22 protein-coding genes are annotated in these 23,716 nt (G+C 58.0%); 18 read left to right on the plus strand and 4 right to left on the minus strand.

Going from position 1 to position 23,716, the window contains the following annotated elements; genetic code table 11:
• The first annotated feature begins 18 nt into the window (after positions 1-18).
• The 14 genes from ftsY to C4885_RS07365 all read left to right on the plus strand — a co-directional run bounded on the left by ftsY (position 19) and on the right by C4885_RS07365 (position 15,112).
• A complete protein-coding gene (gene ftsY / locus C4885_RS07300) occupies positions 19-993 on the plus strand; it encodes a signal recognition particle-docking protein FtsY (RefSeq protein WP_113999711.1) in 975 nt (324 codons plus the stop codon).
• Positions 990-1,622, plus strand: a complete 633-nt coding sequence (rdgB, locus tag C4885_RS07305) for an RdgB/HAM1 family non-canonical purine NTP pyrophosphatase (protein WP_113999712.1) — start codon at positions 990-992, stop codon at positions 1,620-1,622. Before ftsY ends, rdgB begins: the two co-directional genes overlap by 4 nt.
• A gap of 59 nt (positions 1,623-1,681) precedes the next feature.
• The gene (locus C4885_RS07310; protein ID WP_113999713.1) at positions 1,682-1,984 is read left to right on the plus strand and encodes a YhbY family RNA-binding protein; all 303 of its coding nucleotides are present in this window, start codon (positions 1,682-1,684) and stop codon (positions 1,982-1,984) included.
• 1 nt (position 1,985) lies between these two features.
• Positions 1,986-2,588, plus strand: coding sequence for a nicotinate (nicotinamide) nucleotide adenylyltransferase (gene nadD / locus C4885_RS07315; RefSeq protein ID WP_113999714.1), 603 nt, complete (start codon positions 1,986-1,988; stop codon positions 2,586-2,588).
• A gap of 46 nt (positions 2,589-2,634) precedes the next feature.
• Complete coding sequence (yqeK, locus tag C4885_RS07320; RefSeq protein ID WP_113999715.1) at positions 2,635-3,204, plus strand: bis(5'-nucleosyl)-tetraphosphatase (symmetrical) YqeK; 570 nt, start codon at positions 2,635-2,637, stop codon at positions 3,202-3,204.
• 88 nt (positions 3,205-3,292) lie between these two features.
• Positions 3,293-5,233: an LCP family protein gene (locus C4885_RS07325; protein ID WP_113999716.1), complete on the plus strand. Its 1,941-nt coding sequence runs from the start codon at positions 3,293-3,295 to the stop codon at positions 5,231-5,233.
• A 26-nt stretch (positions 5,234-5,259) separates the two neighbouring features.
• A complete protein-coding gene (rsfS, locus tag C4885_RS07330; RefSeq protein WP_113999717.1) occupies positions 5,260-5,631 on the plus strand; it encodes a ribosome silencing factor in 372 nt (123 codons plus the stop codon).
• Positions 5,632-5,807: 176 nt separating this feature from the next.
• Complete coding sequence (gene leuS / locus C4885_RS07335) at positions 5,808-8,351, plus strand: leucine--tRNA ligase (RefSeq protein ID WP_113999718.1); 2,544 nt, start codon at positions 5,808-5,810, stop codon at positions 8,349-8,351.
• 69 nt (positions 8,352-8,420) lie between these two features.
• Entirely contained in the window at positions 8,421-10,046 is a 1,626-nt protein-coding gene (locus C4885_RS07340; RefSeq protein WP_113999719.1) for a glucosyltransferase domain-containing protein, read from the plus strand.
• Positions 10,047-10,093: 47 nt separating this feature from the next.
• Positions 10,094-11,062, plus strand: coding sequence for a glycosyltransferase family 2 protein (locus C4885_RS07345; protein ID WP_113999720.1), 969 nt, complete (start codon positions 10,094-10,096; stop codon positions 11,060-11,062).
• A gap of 5 nt (positions 11,063-11,067) precedes the next feature.
• Positions 11,068-12,393 carry an MATE family efflux transporter gene (locus C4885_RS07350; protein ID WP_366513321.1) on the plus strand — a complete coding sequence of 442 codons (1,326 nt, stop codon included), beginning with the start codon at positions 11,068-11,070 and terminating at the stop codon, positions 12,391-12,393.
• A 440-nt stretch (positions 12,394-12,833) separates the two neighbouring features.
• The gene (locus tag C4885_RS07355) at positions 12,834-13,424 is read left to right on the plus strand and encodes a hypothetical protein (protein WP_113999722.1); all 591 of its coding nucleotides are present in this window, start codon (positions 12,834-12,836) and stop codon (positions 13,422-13,424) included.
• Between the two features lie 106 nt (positions 13,425-13,530).
• Entirely contained in the window at positions 13,531-14,247 is a 717-nt protein-coding gene (locus C4885_RS07360; protein ID WP_113999723.1) for a class D sortase, read from the plus strand.
• Between the two features lie 16 nt (positions 14,248-14,263).
• Positions 14,264-15,112, plus strand: a complete 849-nt coding sequence (locus C4885_RS07365; RefSeq protein ID WP_113999724.1) for a hypothetical protein — start codon at positions 14,264-14,266, stop codon at positions 15,110-15,112.
• Between the two features lie 776 nt (positions 15,113-15,888).
• On the opposite strand, the gene fba is transcribed toward C4885_RS07365, so the two are convergent.
• The 4 genes from fba to C4885_RS07385 all read right to left on the minus strand — a co-directional run bounded on the left by fba (position 15,889) and on the right by C4885_RS07385 (position 20,497).
• Entirely contained in the window at positions 15,889-16,752 is an 864-nt protein-coding gene (fba, locus tag C4885_RS07370; RefSeq protein WP_113999725.1) for a class II fructose-1,6-bisphosphate aldolase, read from the minus strand.
• 548 nt (positions 16,753-17,300) lie between these two features.
• A complete protein-coding gene (locus C4885_RS07375) occupies positions 17,301-19,088 on the minus strand; it encodes an aminopeptidase P family protein (protein ID WP_242979509.1) in 1,788 nt (595 codons plus the stop codon).
• Between the two features lie 63 nt (positions 19,089-19,151).
• Positions 19,152-19,787, minus strand: coding sequence for a CpsD/CapB family tyrosine-protein kinase (locus C4885_RS07380; RefSeq protein ID WP_113999726.1), 636 nt, complete (start codon positions 19,785-19,787; stop codon positions 19,152-19,154).
• The gene (locus C4885_RS07385) at positions 19,784-20,497 is read right to left on the minus strand and encodes a YveK family protein (RefSeq protein ID WP_158538835.1); all 714 of its coding nucleotides are present in this window, start codon (positions 20,495-20,497) and stop codon (positions 19,784-19,786) included. Before C4885_RS07385 ends, C4885_RS07380 begins: the two co-directional genes overlap by 4 nt.
• 1 nt (position 20,498) lies before the next feature.
• Between C4885_RS07385 and C4885_RS16455 the strand changes: the two genes are divergently transcribed.
• From C4885_RS16455 to C4885_RS07400, 4 genes are read left to right on the plus strand one after another with little or no spacing between them, the layout of a single operon-like run.
• The gene (locus C4885_RS16455; protein WP_158538836.1) at positions 20,499-20,807 is read left to right on the plus strand and encodes a hypothetical protein; all 309 of its coding nucleotides are present in this window, start codon (positions 20,499-20,501) and stop codon (positions 20,805-20,807) included.
• Between the two features lie 38 nt (positions 20,808-20,845).
• The gene (locus C4885_RS07390; protein ID WP_113999728.1) at positions 20,846-22,051 is read left to right on the plus strand and encodes a GTP-binding protein; all 1,206 of its coding nucleotides are present in this window, start codon (positions 20,846-20,848) and stop codon (positions 22,049-22,051) included.
• Positions 22,052-22,069: 18 nt separating this feature from the next.
• The gene (locus C4885_RS07395; RefSeq protein WP_113999729.1) at positions 22,070-23,050 is read left to right on the plus strand and encodes a GTP-binding protein; all 981 of its coding nucleotides are present in this window, start codon (positions 22,070-22,072) and stop codon (positions 23,048-23,050) included.
• Positions 23,047-23,553, plus strand: a complete 507-nt coding sequence (locus tag C4885_RS07400) for an HD domain-containing protein (RefSeq protein WP_242979510.1) — start codon at positions 23,047-23,049, stop codon at positions 23,551-23,553. Before C4885_RS07395 ends, C4885_RS07400 begins: the two co-directional genes overlap by 4 nt.
• Positions 23,554-23,716 lie beyond the last annotated feature (163 nt).

Consider the following 23,716-nt stretch of genomic DNA (forward strand, 5'->3'; position numbering starts at 1 on the left):
TTCAAAGGAGGAACCGCCATGGGATTCTTCGATATTTTTAAGAAAAAGAAGAAAATGAGCGATGGCCTGGAAAAAACCAGAACGGACTTTTTCCAGAACATCGTCAACACCTTGACCAGCTCTGTTATTGATGATGACCTGTATAATGATTTGGAAGAGCAGCTGATTCTGGCCGATGTCGGCCCCAGCTGCGCGGTGCGTTTGGTGGACGAGCTGCGCGATGAGGTAGAGATCAACGGCCTGCATACCGGCCAGGAAGCGCTGGATGCCCTGCGCGATATCATCCGCCGCGAGGTAAGCCCCAAAACTGACCTGGACCTGAGCGGAAAACCGGCGGTTATTCTGGTTGTGGGCGTGAACGGCGTGGGCAAAACCACCACCATTGCCAAGCTGGCTTATCTGTACAAGGATCTGGGCAAGCGGGTCATGCTGGCGGCAGGCGATACCTTCCGCGCAGCGGCCAGCGAACAGCTGGAAACCTGGGCCGACCGTGCCGGGGTGCCGCTGGTCAAGGCGGGCGAGGGCGCTGACCCCGCAGCCGTGATTTTTGATGCGGTCAAATCCGCCACGGCCCGCGGCTATGATATGGTCATTGCCGATACCGCAGGCCGCCTGCACAACAAAAAGGGCCTGATGGACGAACTGGCAAAGATCAGCCGCAGCGTGAAAAAGGCCAGCCCGGATGCCAGTCTGGAAGTGCTGCTGGTGCTGGATGCCATTACCGGCCAGAACGCCATCAGCCAGGCGCAGGAGTTCTGCCGCGCCGCCGGTGCCACCGGCGTTGTGCTGACCAAGCTGGACGGCACCCCCAAGGGTGGCTGCATCATCGGTGTGCACGAAAAGCTGGGCCTGCCCATCCGTTTTGTGGGCGTGGGGGAAAAGATCGACGACCTGATCTTCTTCTCCGCCACCGATTTTGCCGAAGCCCTGCTGCCGGAGGTTCCGCAGCATAAAAAAGAGGAAACGGAGCAGGCAGGGGAGGAACAGGCATGATCGTTTGTGCAGCTACTAACAATGCGGGCAAGCTGAAAGAGCTGCGCCGCATCCTGACCCGCTGCGGCCACGAGGTAAAAAGCCTGCGGGAACTGGGTGTAACCCTGGACCCGGAGGAGACCGGAACCACCTTTGCGGAAAACGCAAAGATTAAGGCCGAAGCCTTTTGCAAGGCAACCGGCCTGCCCACCGTGGCGGATGATTCCGGCCTGTGTGTGGATGCCCTGAACGGGGCACCCGGCGTGTACAGCGCACGCTATGCGGGTGAGCACGGCAACGATGCCGCCAACAACGAAAAGCTGATGGCAGAGATGCAGAATGTGCCGGTGGGACAGCGCGCCGCCAAGTTCGTTTCGGCGGTCTGCCTGATCCTGCCGGATGGGCGGGAGCTGGTTGTGACCGGCGAATGCCCCGGCAGTGTGGCCCTGACCCCGGCGGGCGATAACGGCTTTGGGTATGACCCGCTGTTTGTCCCCGATGCCGTCGGCCTGCCCGGCGGCGGCACGGTACCCAACACCGCACACCGCACCTATGCCGAGCTGGCCGATGCCGAAAAAGACGCCATCAGCCACCGCGGCCGCGCCATGGAAAAGCTGGAAGCCGAGCTCGCCGCATTTTTGGGCGAATGAGCCGCAGAGAAAAACTGAATAGAACGATTTGATTTTGACTGAACAATAAGGAGCGAACAATGTCTTTGACAAGCAAACAGCGCGCCGCACTGCGCGGCATGGCCAACACCATGGAGCCGGTTTTCCAGATCGGCAAGGGCGAAATTGATGAAACGCTGATCAAGGGCGTGGATGACTGCATCAAAGCCCGCGAGCTGATCAAACTGAAGGTGCTGGAAAACAGCGAGTATGATGCCCGCGAGGCTGCCGACATCCTGTGCGAAGCCATCCATGCAGAGTGCGTGCAGGTGATTGGCCGCAAGTTTGTGCTGTTCCGCAAAAAGCCGAAGGAATCTGCTTATGCGGAACTGCTGAAAAAGTAAGATGAAAGCACTGCTATTTGGCGGCACATTTGACCCGCCCCACGCCGGGCACATGAACAACCTGCGGGCCGCCATGCAGGCGGTGCAGCCGGATGTGGTGCTGGTTATGCCGGCGGGCATCCCACCCCACAAGCACGCCAGCGCAACGCCGGGCGAACTGCGCCTTGCCATGTGCGAATGCTTTAAGGCGCTTGGCCCCCAGGTGCAGGTGAGCCAGTGGGAAGTGGACCGCGCGGGCCGCAGCTATACCTATAATACCGTCAGCATGCTGCAGGAAAAGTATCCCGGCGCTCAGCTGTATATGACAATTGGCAGCGATATGCTGGAAACATTTGATGAATGGTACCGCTGGCGGGAAATTTTGGCTATGGTCACCCTGGTGGTGCAAAGCCGGGAACCCGGCGATGGCGACGCTCTGCGTGCAGCAGCCCAAAAGCTGGAAGAAGCAGGCGGGAAGATCATGTTTGCGGATGCCCCGGTGCTGGAGTGTGCCTCCAGTGATATCCGCGCAGGAAAGTATCCCCCTGCCCGGCTGAAGGAGCTGCTGCCCCCGCCGGTGGCGGATGTGATACACCGGAACGGGCTGTACGGCAAGCTGATTTGAAGCCATAGACAGGGTACAATAAAATAGGGAAAGGATGCGGATCTTGATGACAGTGGACGAAGCAAAAGCGCTGGTAAAAAGCCGTTTGAGCGAAAAGCGTTACAAGCACACCATAAATGTAAAAAAAATGGCAGTCAAGCTGGCAAAACGCTATGGCGCGGATGAGGAAAAGGCCGCATTAGCGGCACTTTTGCACGACAGCGCGAAAGAACTGCCCAAGGCAGAGATGTTGCAGATTTTTGCTGACAATGCTATAATAGCTAAAAATGCCGCCAAGCGCCCCGCGCCGGTGTGGCATGGGTACGCAGCCTCGGTTTTGTGCCAGACACAGTGGGGTGTGACGGACCCGGAAATTTTATCTGCCATTGAGTGCCATACCACCGGCAAACAGAACATGAGCCTGTTGGACAAGATTATTTACATGGCGGATATGACCAGTGCCGAACGGGATTACCCCGGTGTGGAGGCGCTGCGTGCCGAGGAAATGCAGAACCTGGACCTGGCGCTGTGCCATGCACTGGAACAAAGCATTGCCTTTGTGCGCGAAAAAGGCAACCCACTGGACCCCGATACCGTTGCCGCACTGGATGATGCCCGCGCGGCCTGCACCCGATAAAGGGGCAGGCACTGCCTTTTGCGGGTGTGCCGTAACCGAATAAGATGAAAGACCAGTTCCCATCGTTTGAATAAAAGGGAGGAACGTTATGAGCGAGATCCGCAGGGTAAACACCGGCGATGCGCCGCGCAATGTCTACCATGCTGGTGACGCGCCGCGCACGGTGAACACCGGGCGTACTGTGAAAACAGGCAGTGCGCTGAATCAGGATGAGTACGAAGCTGCCCGCCGTCGTGCACAGCAGCTTGCCGCCAATAACACCCGCCGCACCCGCAGCTTTAACCGTGTGCAGCAAACCGATGTTGACCGCTACCGCGCCGCCCAGCAGAAAGAGCAGGAAGCCCGCGCCGCTGCTGCCCAGCAGCAGGCCCAGGAAGCCCACGCTGCCCGCGAAGCTGCCGCGCGCCAGCAGGCCCAGGCCGCTGCCCAGAGCGAGCAGCCCCTGACCCGCGCCCAGCGCCAGGCGTTGGAGCTGCAGCGCCGCGCCCGCAGCCAGAGCGCACAGGGGGCCACCCGCACCCAGGTGCGCCGGCTGGACCTGAACGAAACCAAAGGCAGCCGCGCACATTATGATATGAACGCGGATGCAGAGTATCAGGCGCGTGTGGCCCGCCGCGCTGCCCAAACGGCAGCCCAGCCCGCTGCACCCCAGGCCGCGCCGCAGCAGGAGGACACTGTTATGCAGGCTTCACGCAGCGCCGGAAAACCGGCAGCCGGAAGCGGAAAATCCGCCGCAGGCAAGAGCGGCAGCAAATCTGCCGCAGGCGGCGGTGGCAAACCGCCCAAGGGCGGCAGCCGCAAAGGCAAAGGCGGCGCAGGCCCCTATGGCCCGAACGGCAAGAAAAAGAAAAAAGGCGGCTGGTGGAAGGTGTTACTGGGCACCCTGCTGGCCATCGCTGTGATCTTTTTTGGCACGGTCGTCTTTATCATGCACGCCATTGCACCGTCGGCGGGGTCCATCAGCCTGAACCAGCTGATCAACACCCCCAAAGAGTATGCGGGCAAAGAGTTCAACCTGCTGGTGGTGGGCATTGACCGCTCCACCGAGACCGGGCAGGAAACCGATTCGCAGGTAGATGACGGCATGACCGACATGATTTTGTACCTGCACTTCAACAATGAGACCGGCCAGGTCAAGATGCTGCAGATCCCGCGCAACATCTTTGTTACCACGGATGCCAGCTTCTCCGGCAATTATCAGATCAACGCCATTGCCAAAACGCAGGGCTCCAACGGCGGCAACAACATCAGCGCGCTGGCCGATGAGATCTATAACATTTTTGGCCTGCATGTGGACGGCTACCTGTCCGTCCGGCTGGAAGCGCTGACCCAGATCATTGATACCTTCGGCGGCATTCGGGTGTATGTGCCGCAGGATATGGATTACGGCGGCAGCCACCTGAGCCAGGGCTACCAGACCATGGACGGCGCGGCGGCAGAGTTCTTCCTGCGCACCCGCCACATTTATGCGGACTCTGACCTGGGCCGCCTGCGGATGCAGCGGTACTTCTATGCGGCGCTGTTCGCCCGTATGCGCAGCATGACGGTATGGGATATCGCCAAGCTGCTGCCGGTCATCACCAGCCAGATGGAAACCGACCTGAGCGCAACCGAGCTTGTCAGCGTGGCGGTCAGTATGCTGAAAATTTCCAGCTCCAACATTATGTTCGGCCAGGTTCCCGTGTATATGGGCCAGGCCATCAGCTATAACGGCAACAGTACCGTTGTGGTGGCAAGGCAGGAAACGGCAGACCTGCTGAACGAGTATTTCCGCGAGAATACCGGCCCGGTGGATGCCAGCCAGCTGAACATTGCAGGGGATGACGGCCTGTTTGATTTGAGCGGCCTGACGGCATCTGACCCCAGCGTGCAGTTTATGGGAACCCTGAACGAGGAAATTTCCAACGCACAGCAGACAAACAACATTGACGGTTCGGCCACAACGGATGTTTATGATACCGCAACCCCGGCGCCGGATGACAGCACGGACGGGGACAGCACCGATGGTGACAGCACCCCGTCAGAATGATAGATCCTGCAACAAAGGAGAATTGAATGGAAAGCAAAGAACTTGCCATCCGTCTGGCCCGCGCGCTGGACGCGAAAAAAGGCTATAATATCCGCATCCTGCATGTGGAAAACCTGACCACGGTAACGGATTATTTCGTGATCGCAACCGGCAATTCCACCACCCATGTGGGCGCGCTGGCAGACGAGGCGGACTTCCAGCTGGGCCGCGCAGGCGTGAACGTGCTGCGCACCGAAGGCCATGACGGCAACCGCTGGGTGCTGCTGGATTACGGCAGCGTAATTGTGCATGTATTTACGCCGGAAGCCCATGACTTCTATGACCTGGAGCACCTGTGGGCTGACGCCAAGGAGCTGCCCGCCGAAGAGTGGGAAGAAAAGCCGGAAGAGCAGGCGTAAACATGGATGCTGGATGGCTCCCCTTGAGAGGAGCTGGCACCCCGAAAGAACATAAAATACAGGGGTGCGTGACGCCGAACCACCACTCACCGGCTGCGCCGGAGCTCCCCTCCAGGGGAGCCGATGCGGAGCGCAAAAGCACAGTACGCACAAATTTCTGTGGGGAGAGAAGCTTTATGAAATATGATTTCAAGGCCGTTGAGGCCAAATGGCAAAAGGTATGGCAGGATGAACACACCTTCCATGCTGAGATCGACCATTCCAAACCCAAGTTCTATGCACTGGTAGAATTCCCGTACCCGTCTGCGGCCGGCCTGCATGTTGGCCACCCCCGCAGCTATACCGCGCTGGATATTGTGGCACGCAAAAAGCGTCAGTGCGGCTATAATGTCCTGTACCCTATGGGCTGGGATGCTTTTGGTCTGCCGACCGAGAACTATGCCCTGAAAAACCACATCAACCCGGAAATCGTGACCGCCAAGAACGTGGCCCGCTTCAAGAGCCAGCTGCAGGCACTGGGCCTGAGCTTTGACTGGGACCGCGAGATCAACACCACTGACCCCGAATACTACAAGTGGACCCAGTGGATCTTCCTGCAGCTGTACAAGCACGGTCTGGCTTATAAAAAGGCTACCACCGTCAACTACTGCACCGGCTGCAAGGTCGTTCTGGCCAACGAGGAAGTTGTAAACGGCGTGTGCGAGCGCTGCGGCAGCCCCGTTGTGCAGCGCGTGAAGAGCCAGTGGATGCTGAAGATCACCGCTTACGCGGACCGCCTGATCGATGACCTGGACCAGGTGGATTACATCGACCGTGTCAAGACCCAGCAGCGCAACTGGATCGGCCGCAGCCATGGCGCTGAGGTCAACTTTGAAACCTCTGCCGGTGATACCCTGACCGTTTATACCACCCGCGCGGATACCTTGTTCGGCGTTACCTACATGGTCATCTCCCCGGAGCATGCCTACATCAAAAAGTGGATCGATGCCGGGCTGATCAAGAACGTGGATGCCGTAAAGGCATACCAGGATGAAGCCGCCCGCAAGAGCGACTTTGAGCGTACCGAGCTGAACAAGGAAAAGACCGGCGTTAAGATCGAGGGCGTGACCGCCATCGACCCCGTCAACGGCGCAGAGGTGCCCATCTTTATCTCTGACTATGTTCTGGCAACTTACGGCACCGGTGCTATTATGGCCGTGCCTGCCCACGACAGCCGCGACTGGGAGTTCGCCAAGAAGTTCGGCCTGCCCATCATCGAGGTCGTCAAGGGCAATACCCCGGCCAACCTGGATGAGGCTGCCTTTACCGATGTTGCCACCGGCACGCTGGTCAACTCCGGCTTCCTGACCGGTTTGTCCGTTGAAGATGCCAAGGAAAAGATGTATGCCTGGCTGGAAGAAAACCACAAGGGCTGCAAGAAGGTCAACTTCAAGCTGCGTGACTGGGTGTTCAGCCGCCAGCGTTACTGGGGCGAGCCCATCCCCATGGTGCACTGCGAAAAGTGCGGCTGGCAGCCCATCCCCGAAAGCGAGCTGCCGCTGCGCCTGCCGGAAATTACCGACTTTGAGCCGGGCCCGGACGGCGAAAGCCCGCTGGCCCGCCATACCGAGTGGATCAAGACCACCTGCCCGTGCTGCGGCGGCCCCGCTACCCGTGAAACCGATACCATGCCCCAGTGGGCCGGTTCTTCCTGGTACTTCCTGCGCTATATGGATCCCCACAACAAGGATGCCATCGCCAGCAAGGAAGCCCTGGATTACTGGAGCCCGGTGGACTGGTACAACGGCGGCATGGAGCACACCACCCTGCATCTGCTGTACAGCCGTTTCTGGCACAAATTCCTGTATGATATCGGCGTAGTGCCCAAGCCAGAACCGTACCAGAAGCGTACCTCCCACGGCATGATCCTGGGCCTGAACCCTCATGCCTTTGAAAACCAGCCCGATGCCGAGCGCAAGCGCCTGCTGGCCGAGTACGGCAGCGAAAAGGCTGCCCGCGAAGCTCTGGTCGAGAAGTACGGCGAAATGGCCGAGCACCCGATCGTCAAGATGTCCAAATCCCTGGGCAACGTTGTCAACCCGGACGATGTGGTGAACGAGTACGGCGCTGACACCCTGCGCCTGTACGAGATGTTCATTGGCGACTTTGAGAAAGCCGCTCCCTGGAACACCAACTCCATCAAGGGCTGCAAGCGCTTCCTGGACCGCATTTGGGCACTGAGCGAAAAGCAGGTGGAGGGCGAAGGCTACCGCCCGAAGCTGGAAGCTTTGATCAACCGCACCATTAAGAAGGTGGGCGAGGACATTGACGCCCTGAAGGCCAATACTGCCATTGCCCAGCTGATGATTTTGGTGAATGCCCTGTACGATGAGGGCGGTGCAACCCGCGCAGAGTACGAAGTGCTGCTGCAGCTGCTGAACCCGTTTGTTCCCCATATGACCGAGGAACTGTGGCAGCAGATGGGCCACACCGACACCCTGGCTTACCACGAGTGGCCGAAGTATGACGAAGCCAAATGCGTGGAGCAGACCATTGAGATTGCTGTTCAGGTGAACGGCAAGGTCAAGGCCCGCCTGAACGTTGCCGCTAACATTGAAAGCGCTGACGCCATTGCCGCTGCAAAGGCTGACCCCGCTGTGGCCGAAGCCATTGCAGGCAAGACCATTGCCAAGGAAATTTACGTCAAGGGCCGCCTGGTCAACATCGCCGTTAAGGGCTGATCGTTCCCCGTGGTGCGCCAGACATTACAACCTGATACCACCCGGCAAGCCTCCGCACAAGCGGGGGCTTTGCCCGTATCGGGACAAATTTGGAACAACCTGTGCGGGCTGGCCCGCAGCAAAACGCTGTGGGGTGTGCTGCTGCTGGCAGTTTTGTGGGGGTACGGCTACGCCATGAACACCCCTGCCGTGGATATGGACGACCTTGCCATTGCCACCTACCAGCAGGGCGGAGAATTTTTGCGCCAGGGCCGCATTACCGTATGGCTGCTGCAGGCGCTGACCGGAATCATGACCTACCAGCGCTTTTGGCCGGAGCTGTTTTTTGCCCTCAGCCTGGTGTTGGCGGGCATTCTGCTGGCCGCGGTGCTGTACACGGCGGCACGGCGGCAGGCAAAACAGCCGGGGGCGCAGCTGCTGGCGGCAGGGCTGCTGCTGTGGCCCTACCATGGCGAAATTTTGATGTATTCCAACCAGTGTGGCGTTGGGTTTGGCTACCTGCTGTGCGCGTTGGCATTGGCGCTGGCACTGCCGCACCTGCTGTGCGGCTGGCGGAACAGCCTGCCCGGTACCTGCGGCGCAGTGGTCTGCCTGTGTTTTGCACTGGGGTTGTACGAAAGCTTTGCCCCAGTCTGGCTGACGCTGCTGTGCGCCGCCCTGCTGCTGGATGCCGCGGCAGCGGAACCCCACAGCCGAAAAGCCGGAAAGATATGGGGCAGCATTCTGCGCGGACTGTGGCCGCTGGCCGCGGCACTGGTGCTGCGCAAAGGGCTGGCCGCCCTGCTGTGCGCCGCAAACGGTGTGAGCGGGCAGGATGGCACGGCATCCAAAACGATCTTCTGGTTCCAGCGGGACAGCGTGCGGGCTGCAGTTGTGATCCCTGTGCGGGAATGGCTGACCAACTATCTGGCCCGTGCGTTTGGCATTCCGGCGCTGGCCTTGCTGGCACTTGCCAGCTGGGCGGTGGTGCTGTGGGTCTTGCGGCACCGCGGCGGCAATGGGCGGGCACTGTTTGCGGCGGGGCTGATTGTATCGCAGTTCTCGCTGGGCATCTTGCAGGGCACCGGTGCCCAGATGGCCCGTGCAGTGCAGTGCTTTGCTGTGTTTGTGCCCTTTGCGGCCTGGCTGTGGCTGGCCCCGGCGCTGGACCGCGGCAAACAGGGCGGAGCCAAAGCCATCATTTGTGCCGCGCTGGCGGGGGCGATGCTGGCGGTGGAACTGATCTCCCTGACAGGGACGATACGATACAACCGCGACCGCTGGCAGTATGAAGAACGCTTGCTGATTAAAACAGCAGATGAACTGAATGACCTGAATCCGGCGGGCACCCTGCCGGTGGCCTTTGTGGGGCAGGCAGAATTAAGCCCCGAACTGCAGGACCGGCTGGTGATCCCGGCGGCAAACCCGGCGTATAAGGCCGCATACCTGATTTATACCGTGCTGGGCGGCCCGCTGGGGGACCTGGATCGGTACGAGAACCCGCAGACAATGGTCATCAACTGGGCGCAGGATGCCTTTGGCGGCAAAGAACAGATAGCCCTGCTGATGCAGCAGGTGGGCCGCCCCTGCGCCCTGGCGGATGCAGACCAGCAGGATGCCGCCGATACCCTGGCCGAGGCAGGCGAAGCCCCGGTTGGGGTAAGCCTGCAGGACGGATACCTGCTGGTGAACTTTACCGGATGGACCGCCGAATGACCGCAATACCCACGATACGAAACTACCATGGGAGGAGTGACCCCCTAATGTTGATCAGCCTGATCGTTCCATGTTATAACGAAGAAGAAGCCATGCCGCTGTTTTATCAGGAAGCGGCCCGTGTGGCGGCACAGATGGAAAAGAGCCACGGCGCAGAATTTGAGATCATTTTTGTGGATGATGGCTCCAAAGACGGCACCCTGCGCGTGGCGCGGGAGCTGCACGATGCCGACCCGCGTGTGCGTTACGTTTCCTTCAGCCGCAATTTTGGCAAGGAAGCGGGCATTTATGCGGGCCTGAAAGCAGCCAAGGGTGATTATGTCGCCACGCTGGACGCTGACCTGCAGGACCCGCCTGCGCTGCTGCCGGATATGCTGGATGCCCTGCTGACCGGTGATTATGACTGCGCGGCTACCCGCCGCACCACCCGCGAGGGTGAACCCCCGGTGCGCAGCTGGTTTGCCCGGATGTTTTACCGCATCATCAATAAAATGTCGGATACCGAGATAGTAGACGGCGCACGGGATTTCCGCCTGATGAGCCGCCGCATGGTGGATGCCGTGCTGGAAATGTCGGAGTATAACCGTTTTTCCAAGGGCATTTTCAGCTGGGTGGGCTTTAAGACCAAGTGGTTTGCCTACCAGAACGTGGAGCGCGTGGCAGGCCAGACCAAGTGGAACTTCTGGAGCCTGTTCAAGTATTCCATTGAGGGCATTGTGGGATTTTCGACCCAGCCGCTGGTTATGGCGGCGCTGGCGGGCGTGATCTTCTGCCTGGCGGCATTTGTGGGCATTATTTTTGTTGTAGTGCGTGCTCTGATTTTTGGCGATCCGACCGCGGGCTGGCCCAGCATGGTCTGCATTATGCTGCTGTGCAGCGGCGTGCAGCTGTTCTGCCTTGGCATTGTGGGCGAGTACCTGGCCAAAACTTATCTGGAAGTGAAGCACCGCCCCATCTACATTACGCGGGAAACTGAGCAGGACCGCGATGAGCGCAAACCGGCACAGCAGAAATGAGCGCCATGCAGGATATGACCAAAGGCGGCGCGGCGGGGCACCTGCTGCGCTATGCCGTGCCGCTGATGCTGGGCAACTGGTTCCAGCTGGCGTATAACGCGGTGGATTCCATCATTGCGGGGCGGTTCATCGGCAAGGATGCCCTGGCGGCCGAGGGCATTGCGGGCCCGGTGATGAACCTGGTTATTCTGGGAATTACCGGTGTCTGCCTGGGGGCCGGGGTGCTGATGAGCGAGTTCTTTGGCGCAAAGGACGGCGAAAGCCTGCGCCGGGAACTGGCCACCACCGTGCTTTCCGGCACGGCGGCATGCACAGTGGTGGCATTGCTGGGGGTATTATTCACCCCGGCGATTCTGCAGGCCTGTGCGGTTCCGCGGGAGATTTTTGCAATCACGGCCATCTATCTGCGCATTACCTTTTTGGGGGCACCGTTCACCTGCTTTTACAATGCGTTGGCGGCGGGGTTCAAAAGTGTGGGCGATGCCCGAACGCCGCTGCGCTTTTTGATGGTATCGGCCATTTTGAACGCAGCGCTGGACCTGATCTTTATCGGCGGGCTGGGCTTTGGCATTGTATGCTCCGCCATGACAACGGTGATTGCCGAAGCGTTCAGCGCCGTGTTGGCCGGGTGGTGGCTGTGGACCAAAACGCCGGAACTCTGCCCCCGGCGGGGCCAGTGGCGCGTTGACCGCAGCCTGCTGGGCCGCACGCTGCAATATGGCGGGGTATCCGCTTTGCAGCAGGCCGTGCAGCCAATCGGCAAAGTGCTCATCCAGGGGCAGGTGAATGCCTTGGGTGTGGAAGTGATTGCTGCGTTCAATGCGGTGACGCGCATTGACGATTTTGCCTGCATCCCCGAACAGAGCATTGCCCAGGGCATTACCACCTACATTGCCCAGAACCGCGGCGCGGGCAGGCAGGACCGCATTAGACGCGGATTTGCGGTGGGCCTTGGGATGGAAGCCGCGTATTGGATGCTGATCGGCGGGGTGGTGACTCTGTTCAAGACCCCGCTGGCCGCAATGTTTGTGACAGGGGAGGGCGCTGACCGGGTGATCGCTTTGGCGGTGCAGTACCTGGGAACGATGGCACTGTTCTACCTGCTGCCCGCCATGACGAACGGATTCCAAGGGTATTACCGTGGCATGGGCAACATGCCGATGACTTTGCTGGGCACGCTGATCCAGACCAGCCTGCGTGTGGTGACGACCTGCATTTTGGCGCCGCGGATGGGAATGTATGGCATTGCCTTTGCCTGCGCCACCGGCTGGTGCGTGATGCTAATGGTGGAAGTTCCATTTTACTTTTGGCAAAAAGCGCGAAATGAATAACGGAAAGCATAAAAGCTCGAAGAAATCTTGGGCAATACTGCATAATTCTAAGTGCCGATACGGCGAGCGAGGTGCGGCAAATGCCAAGCCAAAAGCGCAGATAATACTGGATGCTGCAAAGGTGAGTGCCGCCAGTGGCGGAAACAGCGAACCGAAGCAGGGGCAGCGGTCGCAGAGTGCGAGGGGCTTTTGCCCCCGAAGCACGATGCGGGTACCGCAACCCGACATTATCGAGCATTTTGGCAACGCAGATGCCGTGCCGCAGCTGCCGGAGCGGTGCTTAAGCCGCAAGGCGGGAATTGTGCGGTGTTGCCCTTGACATTTGACAAAAAAGTGCTATACTGCTACTGTTAATAGTTATAATAAATCATTAGCTAATATGGGGTGCATTAAAGAATATACATTCCGATATTCAAATAGGAAGAAAGAAGATGTGCGTAATGAAAATGAAGAAACTGACCACTTTCGTTGCCTGCGCCGCTATGGCTGGTGTGTTCGCTACCAGCGCATTTGCTGCCAATGATGCACAGGTTGCCCGCGCTCAGGATTATCTGAACTCCAAGGGCATTGCCTACACTGTTACCGCTTCTGATGTTGACAAGGCTCTTGCTGCTGGCTACACTGCCGACAGCCTGGTTGCCAAGGCAAACGAGCTGCTGGACCGTGCAAAGTCTGATCCCGAAGGTGCAAAGAACGAGGCTGTCAGCATCCTGAATGCTCTGGGCGTTTCTGTTTCCGATGCAAAGGTTACCGTCAACGGCAACGATATCACCATCTCTGCCAACATCAACGGCACCTACGTCCCTTACAGCTTCAGCAATGCCGATACCCATCCGGAAATCGGCGAAGCCATCAAGAATGGCACCTGGGGCGTTGCTGAAAGCACCACCACCGCTGCTGCCAGCCTGAAGAGCGGCAATGGCGTTATCAAGGCTACCGGCGACAATGCTGGTATCGCTATGCTGGTTGCTGTGGTTGCCATCGCGGGCACCATGGGTGTTGCTGTTCGCAAGAGCCGTGACGCTGAGTAATCACGCCTAACTAACATGTTGTTCGCCGCGGCGTGCCGCGGCGAATTTTTTTGTTTCAGCGTCAGGTATGGGCCGCAGCCTGTGCCTGAACGGGGAGAAAAAATAAATGACGCACAAGAACGATTTTTTGCGCAAAGGTCCGGCAGGGCTGGTGGTAGTGCCACTGCTGTTTGCGCTGGTCACGTTGGCGCTGCTGGCGGTCATGTTCAAGGTGTTTGCCGCACCGTACTACTCGCTGGTAGAGTGGTTTATGGAAACCAGCGTGGTGGAAACCCAGCCCAAGGACCTGTTTGATGAGGCAGCCCAGACCCTGACCAATACGGAAAATGACCGGACCGCACAGGAAGAGCCGGAACAGGAAACCATCCCGCTGAGCAGCATTACCTACCCCAGCAAGGGGGACCGCTATGGCCGCATTACGATTGCGGGCACCACGGTGGATGCGCCGGTGTATTACGGTGACACCAACAGCATCCTGAACCAGGGCGTTGGTACTTATGTGGACAGCAGCGGAGCAGGCATCCCTGGTGAAAGTAAGACCATTTTGATGGCGGGCCACAACAACACCTTTTTTAACGATCTGCAGAGCGTTGAGGTGGGCGATGTGGTGACGATCGAGACCCATTACGGTACCTACACCTATACGGTGGAGCGCTGCGAGGTGCGGGATTACCAGGATACCACCACGTATGACTTTACACGCACCGATGAAAACCTGATCCTGTATACCTGCTACCCGTTTGATGCGCTGGGCTTTACCCCTAACCGCTACTTTGTTTATGCCAGCTACACATCCGGCCCGGAGCTGGATGCTGACCGTTGAGGGAGGAGATGCAGAGATGACGCAACAAAAAAACTCCCGCAAAGGCAGCGCTGTGTGGCCGATGGTGCTTTCCTGGCTGAGCAGCCTGATTTTGGCACTTTTGGCGGTGTTTGTCATGCTGTTTACCACGTTTGGTAACGTGGGCTATATGCAGAGCTGCGTGAAAAGCTCCGGCTATGCCCAGAGCGCCTATGATGATATGGTACAGGATTTTATCAGTTATGGTGCAGCCACCGGTTTTGATGCCGATGTTATGACGGGGTTTATGTCTGTTGACCAGGTGGAAAGCGACATGCAGGATGCTGTGGCGGGGCTGTATGCCAAAACGCTGACCTATTATACCCGCGATAATATCGCGGAAGCTGTTTACAGCGCCATGGAACAGGCTACGGCAGACCGTGGCATTACGCTGGAAGGCGAAACCAAGACGGCCGTGGAAACCGTGGCTGAGGCTGTGCGTATGGAGTATGCCTCCTACACCGCGGTGCCGCTGGTCAGCCAGCTGCGTACCCTGGTGCAGAAACTGCAAAAGGTGATGGTAATCGGCTTGGTGGTCAGTGCGGTGCTGCTGTGCGCTGCGGTAGTGTCCATGCTACGCATCAGCCGCAAAGATGCCCGCCTGGGGGCGCGCTGCCTGGTGTATGCCCTTGGCGGTGCTGCTGTGGTGTGCCTGGTGCTGGGTGTGGGCGTTAAGCCGATGATCGGCTTAACGCGCCTGGGCATTGACCCGCCTGCCCTGAAAAACCTGCTGATTGCTTATGTGGGCGGTTTGTTTGGCCGCTTTGTGGTGATGGCAGTGATCTATTTTGTGCTGGCGATAGTGCTTGGCGTATTGGTGAGCAGGCACAAAAAGCACAGAGCATGATGATAGAGTTTATAGAATAAGGGCATCACCGCACAATTCCCGCCTAACGGCTCAAGCACCGCTCCGGCGGCTGCGGCACGGCATCTGCGTTGCCAAAATGCTCGATAATGTCGGGTTGCGGTACCCGCATCGTGCTTCGGGGGCAAAAGCCCCTCGCACTCTGCGACCGCTGCCCCTGCTTCGGTTCGCTGTTTCCGCCACTGGCGGCGCTCACCTTTGCAGCATCCAGTATTATCTGCGCTTTTGGCTTAGCATCTGCCGTACCTCGCTCGCCGTATCGGCACTTAGAATTATGCGGTATTGCCTAAGATAAAAAGAAACGGTGCTGTACCCCGGACTTTATGGGGTACGGCGCCGTTTTTTGTGTGAAGATGGGACAGGCGAGATGGCCCTGGAATGTGATGGTGAGGGAAAAGACGGGTTTTGAGTGATGTGGAGGGGATTGTGATGGTATGCCACCTGTAGGAGCGCACAATGTGCGCCCGCTGCCTTGCGGAGAATGATGTGGTGAAATATTAGACAAGGCCCGGCATGTGGGACGATGCGAAGCATCGTCCCCTACAAATGGGGGTATTGCTTTTTGCCAATTTTCAATGTGTGGTCAGGCAGGGCTTCGGCGGGGTCGGGTGACCCCGCCCTACTGCGAGGTTATGGCTAGTACCTACAAATAAAATAGCGCAAACAGCGTAAAATAAAAACACCCCGGAACCGCATAAAAATATGCGATTCCGGGGTGTAATGTTACTGGATAAACGGCAAATTAAATCTTAGCCAAATCAAGCCTTGTTGGCAGAGCCGAACAGCTCGATCTTCTCCTTGACCTTATCCATGATGGCGTCTGCGCCCGGCTTCAGCAGCTTGCGCGGGTCATAGCCCTTGCCCTGCTGATCCTTGCCGGCTTCGATGTACTTGCGGGTGGCCTCAGCAAATACCAGCTGGCAGTCAGTGTTGACGTTGATCTTGGAAACGCCCAGGCGGATGGCTTTCTGAACCATCTCGTCGGGGATGCCGGTGCCGCCGTGCAACACCAGAGGAATGTTGTTGGTAGCCTGATGGATGCGCTCCAGAGCTTCAAAGTCCAGGCCCTTCCAGTTGGCGGGGTAAATGCCGTGGATGTTGCCGATGCCGGCAGCCAGGAAGTCAACGCCCAGAGCGGTGATCTTGGCGCACTCTTCGGGGTCAGCGATTTCGCCGTTGCCGACTACGCCGTCCTCAACGCCGCCGATGGAACCAACTTCGGCTTCGATGGACAGGCCCTTGTCGTGTGCCAGCTCAACCAGCTCACGGGTCTTGGCAATGTTCTCTTCGATGGGGTAGTGGGAGCCATCGAACATGATGGAGGTAAAGCCAGCTTCAATGCAGGCCTTTGCGCCCTCATAGGTGCCGTGGTCCAGGTGCAGGACAACGGGAACCGTGATGCCGAGAGATTCATCCATTGCGCGCACCATAGCGGCAACGGTCTTGAAACCGGTCATATATTTGCCGGCACCCTCGGAAACGCCCAGGATAACCGGGCTCTGCATGGCCTGAGCCTGAAGCAGAATGCTCCGGGTCCATTCCAGGTTATTGATATTGAACTGGCCAACGCCATAGTGGCCGTCACGAGCTTTGAGGAGCATATTGGTTGCATTTACGAGCATAACAGGTACCTCCTATAAATTCAGTTCAAGCAGCTGGAGGGCCTGGCCCTGCCAGCTATTTTATTATAGACCGACTTTGACAAAAAATCAACAATAATCATGGCTTTTTACCCAAGAATGAGTAAAAAGTCCAGAAAATGGGATGATTGCACAGTGTTAGACGTGTGATTTTGGGTAAGATTTATGAAAGAATAGCAGAATGACCAGCACCCGATGCGCCAATTTGGTCGGAATGTGCAGAATGGGCAGAGGGGCGGACGCAGGAAAACGGGAAATACAATTTGAATATAAAATCAAATAAAATACAATAAGTTGATTTGCGCGAGGCCATGAGAGAGGTGCATTTATAAAAGGGTGGTAGGATGAGGGGACGGAACGGTCAAGACCGTTCCCTACAGACAGGGAAAAGGAAAATACGGAAAGGGAAGGTTGATGTGGACATAGCACAGCAGGGCCCAAGGGCAAAACAAAATCGGCCCCTGCCTTGGTGCGGCAGGGGCCGATAAATTCAGTGATTCAAATAACTCAAAAATGCGGAAAAGAAAGATTTACCGGTCGATGGGGGCAGTCTTGGCTTTCAGCCAGGTCTTTTCCTCCTCGGTCAGGCGGGGGCTGAGCATCTCGTATACATGGGCATGGTAGGCGTTCAGCCAGTTGATCTGGTCACGGGTCAGTTCGTCCACAATGACCGGCTCGGTGGAGATGGGCACCAGGGTCAGCGGCTCAAATTTCAGCCAGTGACCATATTGGTTGGTGCCGGCATCCACGCATTCCAGCTCGTTCTCAATGCGGATGCCGACTTCATCGGTCTCATAAACGCCCGGCTCATCGGTGATGGTCATGCCCTCTTTGAAGACAATGGGGTTCTGGGGGCGCAGGCTCTGGGGGCCTTCGTGCACCGAGGAGATGTAGCCAACGCCGTGGCCGGTGCCGCAGCGGTAGTTGATTTTGTGTGCCCACAGCGGGCCGCGGGCAAAGCTGTCCAGTGCAAAGCCGGTGCAGTAATCCAGGAATACCGCGCGGGCAATGTCAATGTGGCTCTGCAGGGTCCAGGTGTAGTATTTGCGCTCATTCTCGGTCAGGGGGCCGACCGGGTAGGTGCGGGTGATATCGGTGGTGCCGCAGTCATACTGGCCGCCGTTATCCACCAGCAGGAAGCCGCGCGGCTCAATCACGCTGTCCACTTCGCCCTCGGCATGGTAGTGCATCATGGCGGCGTTGGGGCCGTAAGCGGCAATGGTATCAAAGCTGTCCTCAAAATAGCCGGGCATTTCGGCACGGCGCTTTTGCAGCATCTTTTCAATGTCAGTCTCGTGCAGGATTTTGCCCTCGGCGATGGCCTTTTCCAAGTCCATCTGGAAACGCACCATGGCAACGCCGTCACGCACATGGCATTCGCGGATGTTGGCAAGCTCGACCGGGTTTTTGACACCTTTCAGTGCAAAGATCGGGTCGGCACCGGTAACGGTCTTGTGCTCGTTCAGGGCGCAGTACAGGTCATAGTTGGTGGCTTTCTCGTCTACGAGGAACACTTCCTCTGCGGGCAGAGCGTGTACGGTATCGATCAGCTCCGGGTAGTCGCGCAGGGAAACGCCGTTATCGGCCAACGTTTTTGCGTCGGCATCATTCAGGCGGCCGGGGGCGATAAACAGGGTGCAGCTGTCCATCGTGACAAGGGCATAAGCAACGGCCAGCGGGGTACAGGGCAGGTCACGTGCGCGCATGTTGGTCAGCCAGCCCACACAGTCCAGACCAGTCACGGCCAGGGCGGTGGCACCGGCTTTTTTCAGCTCGTCACGCACCATGGCAATGCGCTGGGCGGCGGTGGCGCCGGTCTGCTCAACAGTCAGCAGCTCGCAGGGGGTGTTGGGCAGGCTGGGGCGGGTGGTCAGGCCCTCCCACAAGGGGGAGACGATATCCTTGCTTTCCAGCTTGGCGCCGCTCTTGGCCAGAGCGGCGGCATAGCCGTTGGCAATGGTGGCAGGCACGCAGCTGCCATCCAGCAGCAGGGTCTGGTCTGCGGCAAAATGGGCGGTCAGGTACTCTTCCACGGTGGGCACCCCGGCAGAACCGGCGTGCATGCACTCAATTTCGGTACCGGCCAGCTGACGGTCACCCTGAACATAAAAGCGGCCATCGCACCACAGGGCGCTGCCGGTCAGGGTGACAACAAGGGTGGAGTTCTCGCCGGTAAAGCCGGAGAAAAACGGCAGGCTGTTGTAATAAGCGGGCAGATATTCACTGGAGTGGGGGTCGCTGGTCATCAGCAAAACACCGTGGGCACCGGCTGCCTGGGCAGCGGCGCGCAGAGCGGCGATTTTTTCATTGGTCGTCAAAATAGTCCTCTCCTTATATGCAGAATGTTGAACAAGTCCATTCTAACATGTTTTTATAAAAGGTCAATACGGGGTGCGGTTCAGCACAGTGCCCAGCAGCGGCAGGCCGCAGCCCTGCAGAAGGTGAGCCGCCTGGCGCAGCTCCTGGTGGGTAACGTCGCCGCTTTGTACCACAAGCAGGGCACCGTCACATACTTTGGCAAGGCTGAGAGCGTCACTGCATTCGCTCAGGGCTGGAGCATCGACCAAAAGATAAGCAAACTTTGGTGCACAGCTTTCCACCATGCGGGCAAAACGGGGGTGTTCCAGTAGCAGGGCCGGGCGGCTGGTGGTGCCGGAGGCCGGAACCAGGCAGGTGCCGCGGATCTCTGTGTGGTAGAGAACTTCCTCCAGAGGAACGCTGCCGGAAAGATAGTGTGCCAGACCCGGCACTTTGTGTTCACCGGTCAGCCCGCACTGGCGGCAGATGCCGGAATGGCGCAGGTCACCGTCAACCAGCAGGCAGCGCTGGCCAAGCCCGGCAAGCAGCTGCCAGAACTGCAAAGCCAGAGTAGTTTTACCTTCCTGCGGGGTAGTGCTGGTGAGCAGAATGATTTTGGCGTCTGGGGCTGTCTGTTCCAGACGCAGGCGTAGCAGATTCAGGGATTCAACCGTCCGGGGTGCCAGCTCCGGCAGGTGGTTCAAAGCAAGTTCTTTCATGGGCGGCCGCCTTTCCGAGTATGGAGGCGGCAGGGCGTGGCATCCGGGATGCAGGCCAGCGGCGAAGAGCCAAGGCAACGGGTCAGATCGTCCGCCGTATAAATGTGGTCATCCCGCAGGTAATGCAGGCAGAGGAAAGCAAAGCAGAGCAAAAAGCCGATACCAGCGCCAAACGCTGCGTGGAACACAGCCCCCGGCCCGGAAAAGCGCTGCGGCGGGGCTGCCTGCTCCACCAGGCGGGGCGGGGTGGTGCCCATGCGGGCAGAGAGATCATCCAACGCAAGGGCAGCCAGTGCGTTGGCAATATCTGCTGCGCGCTGTGGGGAAGAATCGGCCGCAACAATGCGCAGAATATGGGTATCTGCCGGGTGCAGAATGGTAATCTGGTCTTTTAAGTGGGCAGTATCCGTGGAAAGGCCAAGGGTGGAAATAACAGATTCCAGCATGGTGCGGCTGGTCAAAAGCTCCTGATAATCAGCCGTTAATTGCAGTTCCGCATAGCCGGAGGTCAGCCCTTCCTGTGCGGCGGCAACATACAGCTGGGCTTCGGCCTGGTAGCTGCGCGGGGCAAGGCGTGCGGCAGCAAAGGCCAGAATGCCTCCCAGCAGGGTACAAACCAGTACCGCGGCGAAATGGGCGGGCAGCAGGCGGAACAGTTCCACGGGGGTCACTTCGCGCCCGGCGGCGCGGGATGCAGGGGCAGCGGGCAAGGTGCTCACCTCCAAAACAGGGCGTGAACAAGGCAAAATTCCGGTAAAAACAGCATACATCAAGTGTAACACGCGCCCGGCGCAAAATTCAATAGAAAAAACGGTTTTTCAGGCGATACTGGGCGGTTTTTCGGGCAAACTGCTGAAAGGTGAGAGGATTTTGCAGCAAACGGGGGAAACGCCGCAGCAAAAAGGCGCTGACAGGGCAAGAAGTTTTCAAAAATTTCAAATTTTGGCAGGCCCAAATGGGCGAAAAGCTCTTGACGGGTTTGATATAATAAGGTTAGCAGTAAGAAAACAAGATTGCTAACAACACAAACAAACTTTAAGATAGAAGGGAATATTACCATGGCAGAACAGGTAACTAAAATTGATATTTTCTCCGGCTTTTTGGGTGCAGGCAAAACGACCCTGATCAAAAAGCTCATCAAGGAAGCGTTCCAGGGTGAAAAGATCGTGCTGATCGAAAACGAATTCGGCGAGATCGGCATTGACGGCGGCTTTATGCGTGAGGCTGGCATTCAGGTCAACGAGCTGAACTCCGGCTGCATCTGCTGCTCCCTGGTGGGCGACTTCCGCGAGGCACTGAAAAAGGTCGTGGAGACTTATCATCCTGACCGCATCCTGATCGAGCCTTCCGGCGTTGGCAAACTGAGTGATGTGACCCGCGCTGTTGAGGGTGTGGGCGAGACCCTGCCGGTCAGCCTGAACAGCTTTGTGACCGTGGCCGATGTGAACAAGGTCAAAATGTATATGAAGAACTTTGGCGAGTTCTATGATGACCAGATCAGCCACGCATCCTGCATCATCCTGAGCCGCACCGGCAGCGCAGACGAGAAGAAGGTTGCCGCAGCCGTTGCCCTGATCCAGGAAAAGAACCCCACCGCCACCATTGTGACCACCGATTGGAACGAACTGACCGGTGCACAGATCGTTTCCGTTATGGATGGTAAGCGCGACTTGGTTGCCGAGCTTCTGAGCGAAGCACAGGCTTCCAATGCTGCCCATGCGGACGAGGATGAGGAAGAGCATCATCACCACCACCATGACCATGATGAGGACGGCCACGAGTGTTGCCACCATCACCACGACCATGATGATGACGACGATGATGAGGATGAGCACGAGCATCACCACCATCATGACGAGGATGATGACCACGGCCACGAATGCTGCCATCACCACCACGACCATGATGACGACGATGACGATGACGAGCATGAGCACCACCATGACGGCGAGTGCTGCTGCGGCCATCATCACCATCATCATGACCACGATGCAGACGAAGTGTTCACCAGCTGGGGCCACGAGACTGCCCACAAGTACAGCCATGACGAGCTGGAGAGCATCCTGACCACGCTGGATTCCGGCGAGTACGGCGCTGTGCTGCGTGCCAAGGGCATTGTGGACGGCGGCGACACCTGGTACGAGTTCGACATGGTGCCCGGTGAGCATGAGATCCGCACCTGCGGCCCCGATGTTACCGGCAAGGTGTGCGTGATCGGTTCCCAGCTGAAGGAACATGAGGTGGAAGAGCTGTTCCACGCCTGATTTGTAAAGGAGTAAAACATGGCGCAGAAAGAGATTCCCTGTTACCTCTTTGTGGGTATGCTGGAAAGCGGCAAAACCAAGTTTATTCAGGAAACAATGGAGGACCCGCAGTTTGATTCCGGCGACAAAACGCTGCTGTTGATCTGTGAGGAAGGCGAAGAGGAATATGATTCCGAGCGATTTGCCTTTGGCGGCGTGACCGTTGCCACCATTGAGGACAAAGCGGAACTGAACCGCGAACACCTGCAGCAGCTGGCTGAAAAGTCTGACTGTGGGCGTGTGATCATTGAATACAACGGCATGTGGCTGGTGCAGGAGCTGTACGATGCCCTGCCGGATAACTGGCTGATTTACCAGTGCCTGGCCACCGCAGACGGCACTACCATCAAGACCTATGCCAACGACAATGCCATGCGCGGCCTGCTGCTGGACAAGCTGCGCGGCAGCGAGCTGCTGGTGGTGAACCGTGCCGAGGCGGTAAACGATGACGAAAGCCACCAGCTGATCCACAAGCTGGTGCGCCAGGCCAGCCGCCGCTGCGATATCGCCTATGAGTTCAAGGATGGCAGCGTTGCCTATGACGATATCCCGGACCCGCTGCCGTTCGATGTAAACGCCCCGGTGATCGAGATTCCCGAAGAGTTCTTTGGCGTGTGGTATATGGACTGCATGGATGAGATGCAGAAGTACGACGGCAAAACGGTGAAATTCCTGGCTCAGGTGTGCCAGACCAACCGCGCCGGCAAGGACAGCTTTGTGCCCGGCCGCTTTGCTATGACCTGCTGCGTGCAGGATATCCAGTTTGTGGGCTTCCCCTGCAAGTACACGGAGTACAAGAACCTGAAGCAGCGTGACTGGATCACGGTAACGGCAAAGGTGAACCTGAAATACCACCCGATTTACAAGGGCCAGACCCCGGATTCTGTCGGCCCGGTGCTGACGGCCATCAACGTGGAGCCTGCCGCGGCCCCGCGTGATGATGTGGTGACCTTCAGTTGAGCGGGGAACGCCGCAGGGCAATCGAAGCCCGCGTGGCAGCCGCAGCCGCCCGGCTGGAAAAAGAGGGCCGCTACACGGCAACCCGGCGGTGCATCCAGCACGGCAGGGTCAGCGTGTATGCCCACTGCGTCAGTGTGGCGGATACCGCCTGCGTCTTGGCGGAAACGCTGCACCTGCGCGTAAACGAGCGGGCGCTGATCCGCGGTGCATTGCTGCATGATTACTTTTTGTATGACTGGCACGATAAAGCCAACGGCCACCACTGGCACGGTTTTACCCACCCAGGCACCGCCCTGCACAACGCAAGCGAGGATTGGAAGCTGACCCCGGTGGAGCGGGAGATCATCAAAAAGCACATGTTCCCCTTAACCCCCATCCCACCCACCTGCCGTGAAGCGTGGCTGGTGTGCCTGGCAGATAAAATCTGTGCCGCCAAGGAGACGACCGGCGGAATCTATGGCAAGCTGCCGTTTGCCGCGAAGCATAACGCGCAGGATAAATAAATTAACGTTTTATATGCAGAAAAACCAAAAGCCCGATGCCGTGTTGACATCGGGCTTTTGGCATTTTATGCGGAGAGGGGAAAAATTAGGGCAATACCGCATAATTCTAAGTGCCGATACGGCGAGCGAGGTGCGGCAGATGCCAAGCCAAAAGCGCAGATAA

This window comes from Subdoligranulum sp. APC924/74 (assembly GCF_003324125.1).
GTDB classification, from domain to species: domain Bacteria; phylum Bacillota; class Clostridia; order Oscillospirales; family Ruminococcaceae; genus Gemmiger; species Gemmiger qucibialis.

Coding starts and splice junctions, on each gene's coding strand:
- C4885_RS07345 (WP_113999720.1), top strand. CDS start 10,094: ATGTTGATCAGCCTGATCGTTCCATGTTATAACGAAGAAGAAGCCATG.
- C4885_RS07310 (WP_113999713.1), top strand. CDS start 1,682: ATGTCTTTGACAAGCAAACAGCGCGCCGCACTGCGCGGCATGGCCAAC.
- C4885_RS07350 (WP_366513321.1), top strand. CDS start 11,068: ATGCAGGATATGACCAAAGGCGGCGCGGCGGGGCACCTGCTGCGCTAT.
- ftsY (WP_113999711.1), top strand. CDS start 19: ATGGGATTCTTCGATATTTTTAAGAAAAAGAAGAAAATGAGCGATGGC.
- C4885_RS07380 (WP_113999726.1), bottom strand. CDS start 19,787: ATGAAAGAACTTGCTTTGAACCACCTGCCGGAGCTGGCACCCCGGACG.
- C4885_RS07360 (WP_113999723.1), top strand. CDS start 13,531: ATGACGCACAAGAACGATTTTTTGCGCAAAGGTCCGGCAGGGCTGGTG.
- fba (WP_113999725.1), bottom strand. CDS start 16,752: ATGCTCGTAAATGCAACCAATATGCTCCTCAAAGCTCGTGACGGCCAC.
- C4885_RS07365 (WP_113999724.1), top strand. CDS start 14,264: ATGACGCAACAAAAAAACTCCCGCAAAGGCAGCGCTGTGTGGCCGATG.
- C4885_RS07355 (WP_113999722.1), top strand. CDS start 12,834: ATGAAAATGAAGAAACTGACCACTTTCGTTGCCTGCGCCGCTATGGCT.
- leuS (WP_113999718.1), top strand. CDS start 5,808: ATGAAATATGATTTCAAGGCCGTTGAGGCCAAATGGCAAAAGGTATGG.
- yqeK (WP_113999715.1), top strand. CDS start 2,635: ATGACAGTGGACGAAGCAAAAGCGCTGGTAAAAAGCCGTTTGAGCGAA.
- rsfS (WP_113999717.1), top strand. CDS start 5,260: ATGGAAAGCAAAGAACTTGCCATCCGTCTGGCCCGCGCGCTGGACGCG.
- rdgB (WP_113999712.1), top strand. CDS start 990: ATGATCGTTTGTGCAGCTACTAACAATGCGGGCAAGCTGAAAGAGCTG.
- nadD (WP_113999714.1), top strand. CDS start 1,986: ATGAAAGCACTGCTATTTGGCGGCACATTTGACCCGCCCCACGCCGGG.
- C4885_RS07395 (WP_113999729.1), top strand. CDS start 22,070: ATGGCGCAGAAAGAGATTCCCTGTTACCTCTTTGTGGGTATGCTGGAA.
- C4885_RS07390 (WP_113999728.1), top strand. CDS start 20,846: ATGGCAGAACAGGTAACTAAAATTGATATTTTCTCCGGCTTTTTGGGT.
- C4885_RS07325 (WP_113999716.1), top strand. CDS start 3,293: ATGAGCGAGATCCGCAGGGTAAACACCGGCGATGCGCCGCGCAATGTC.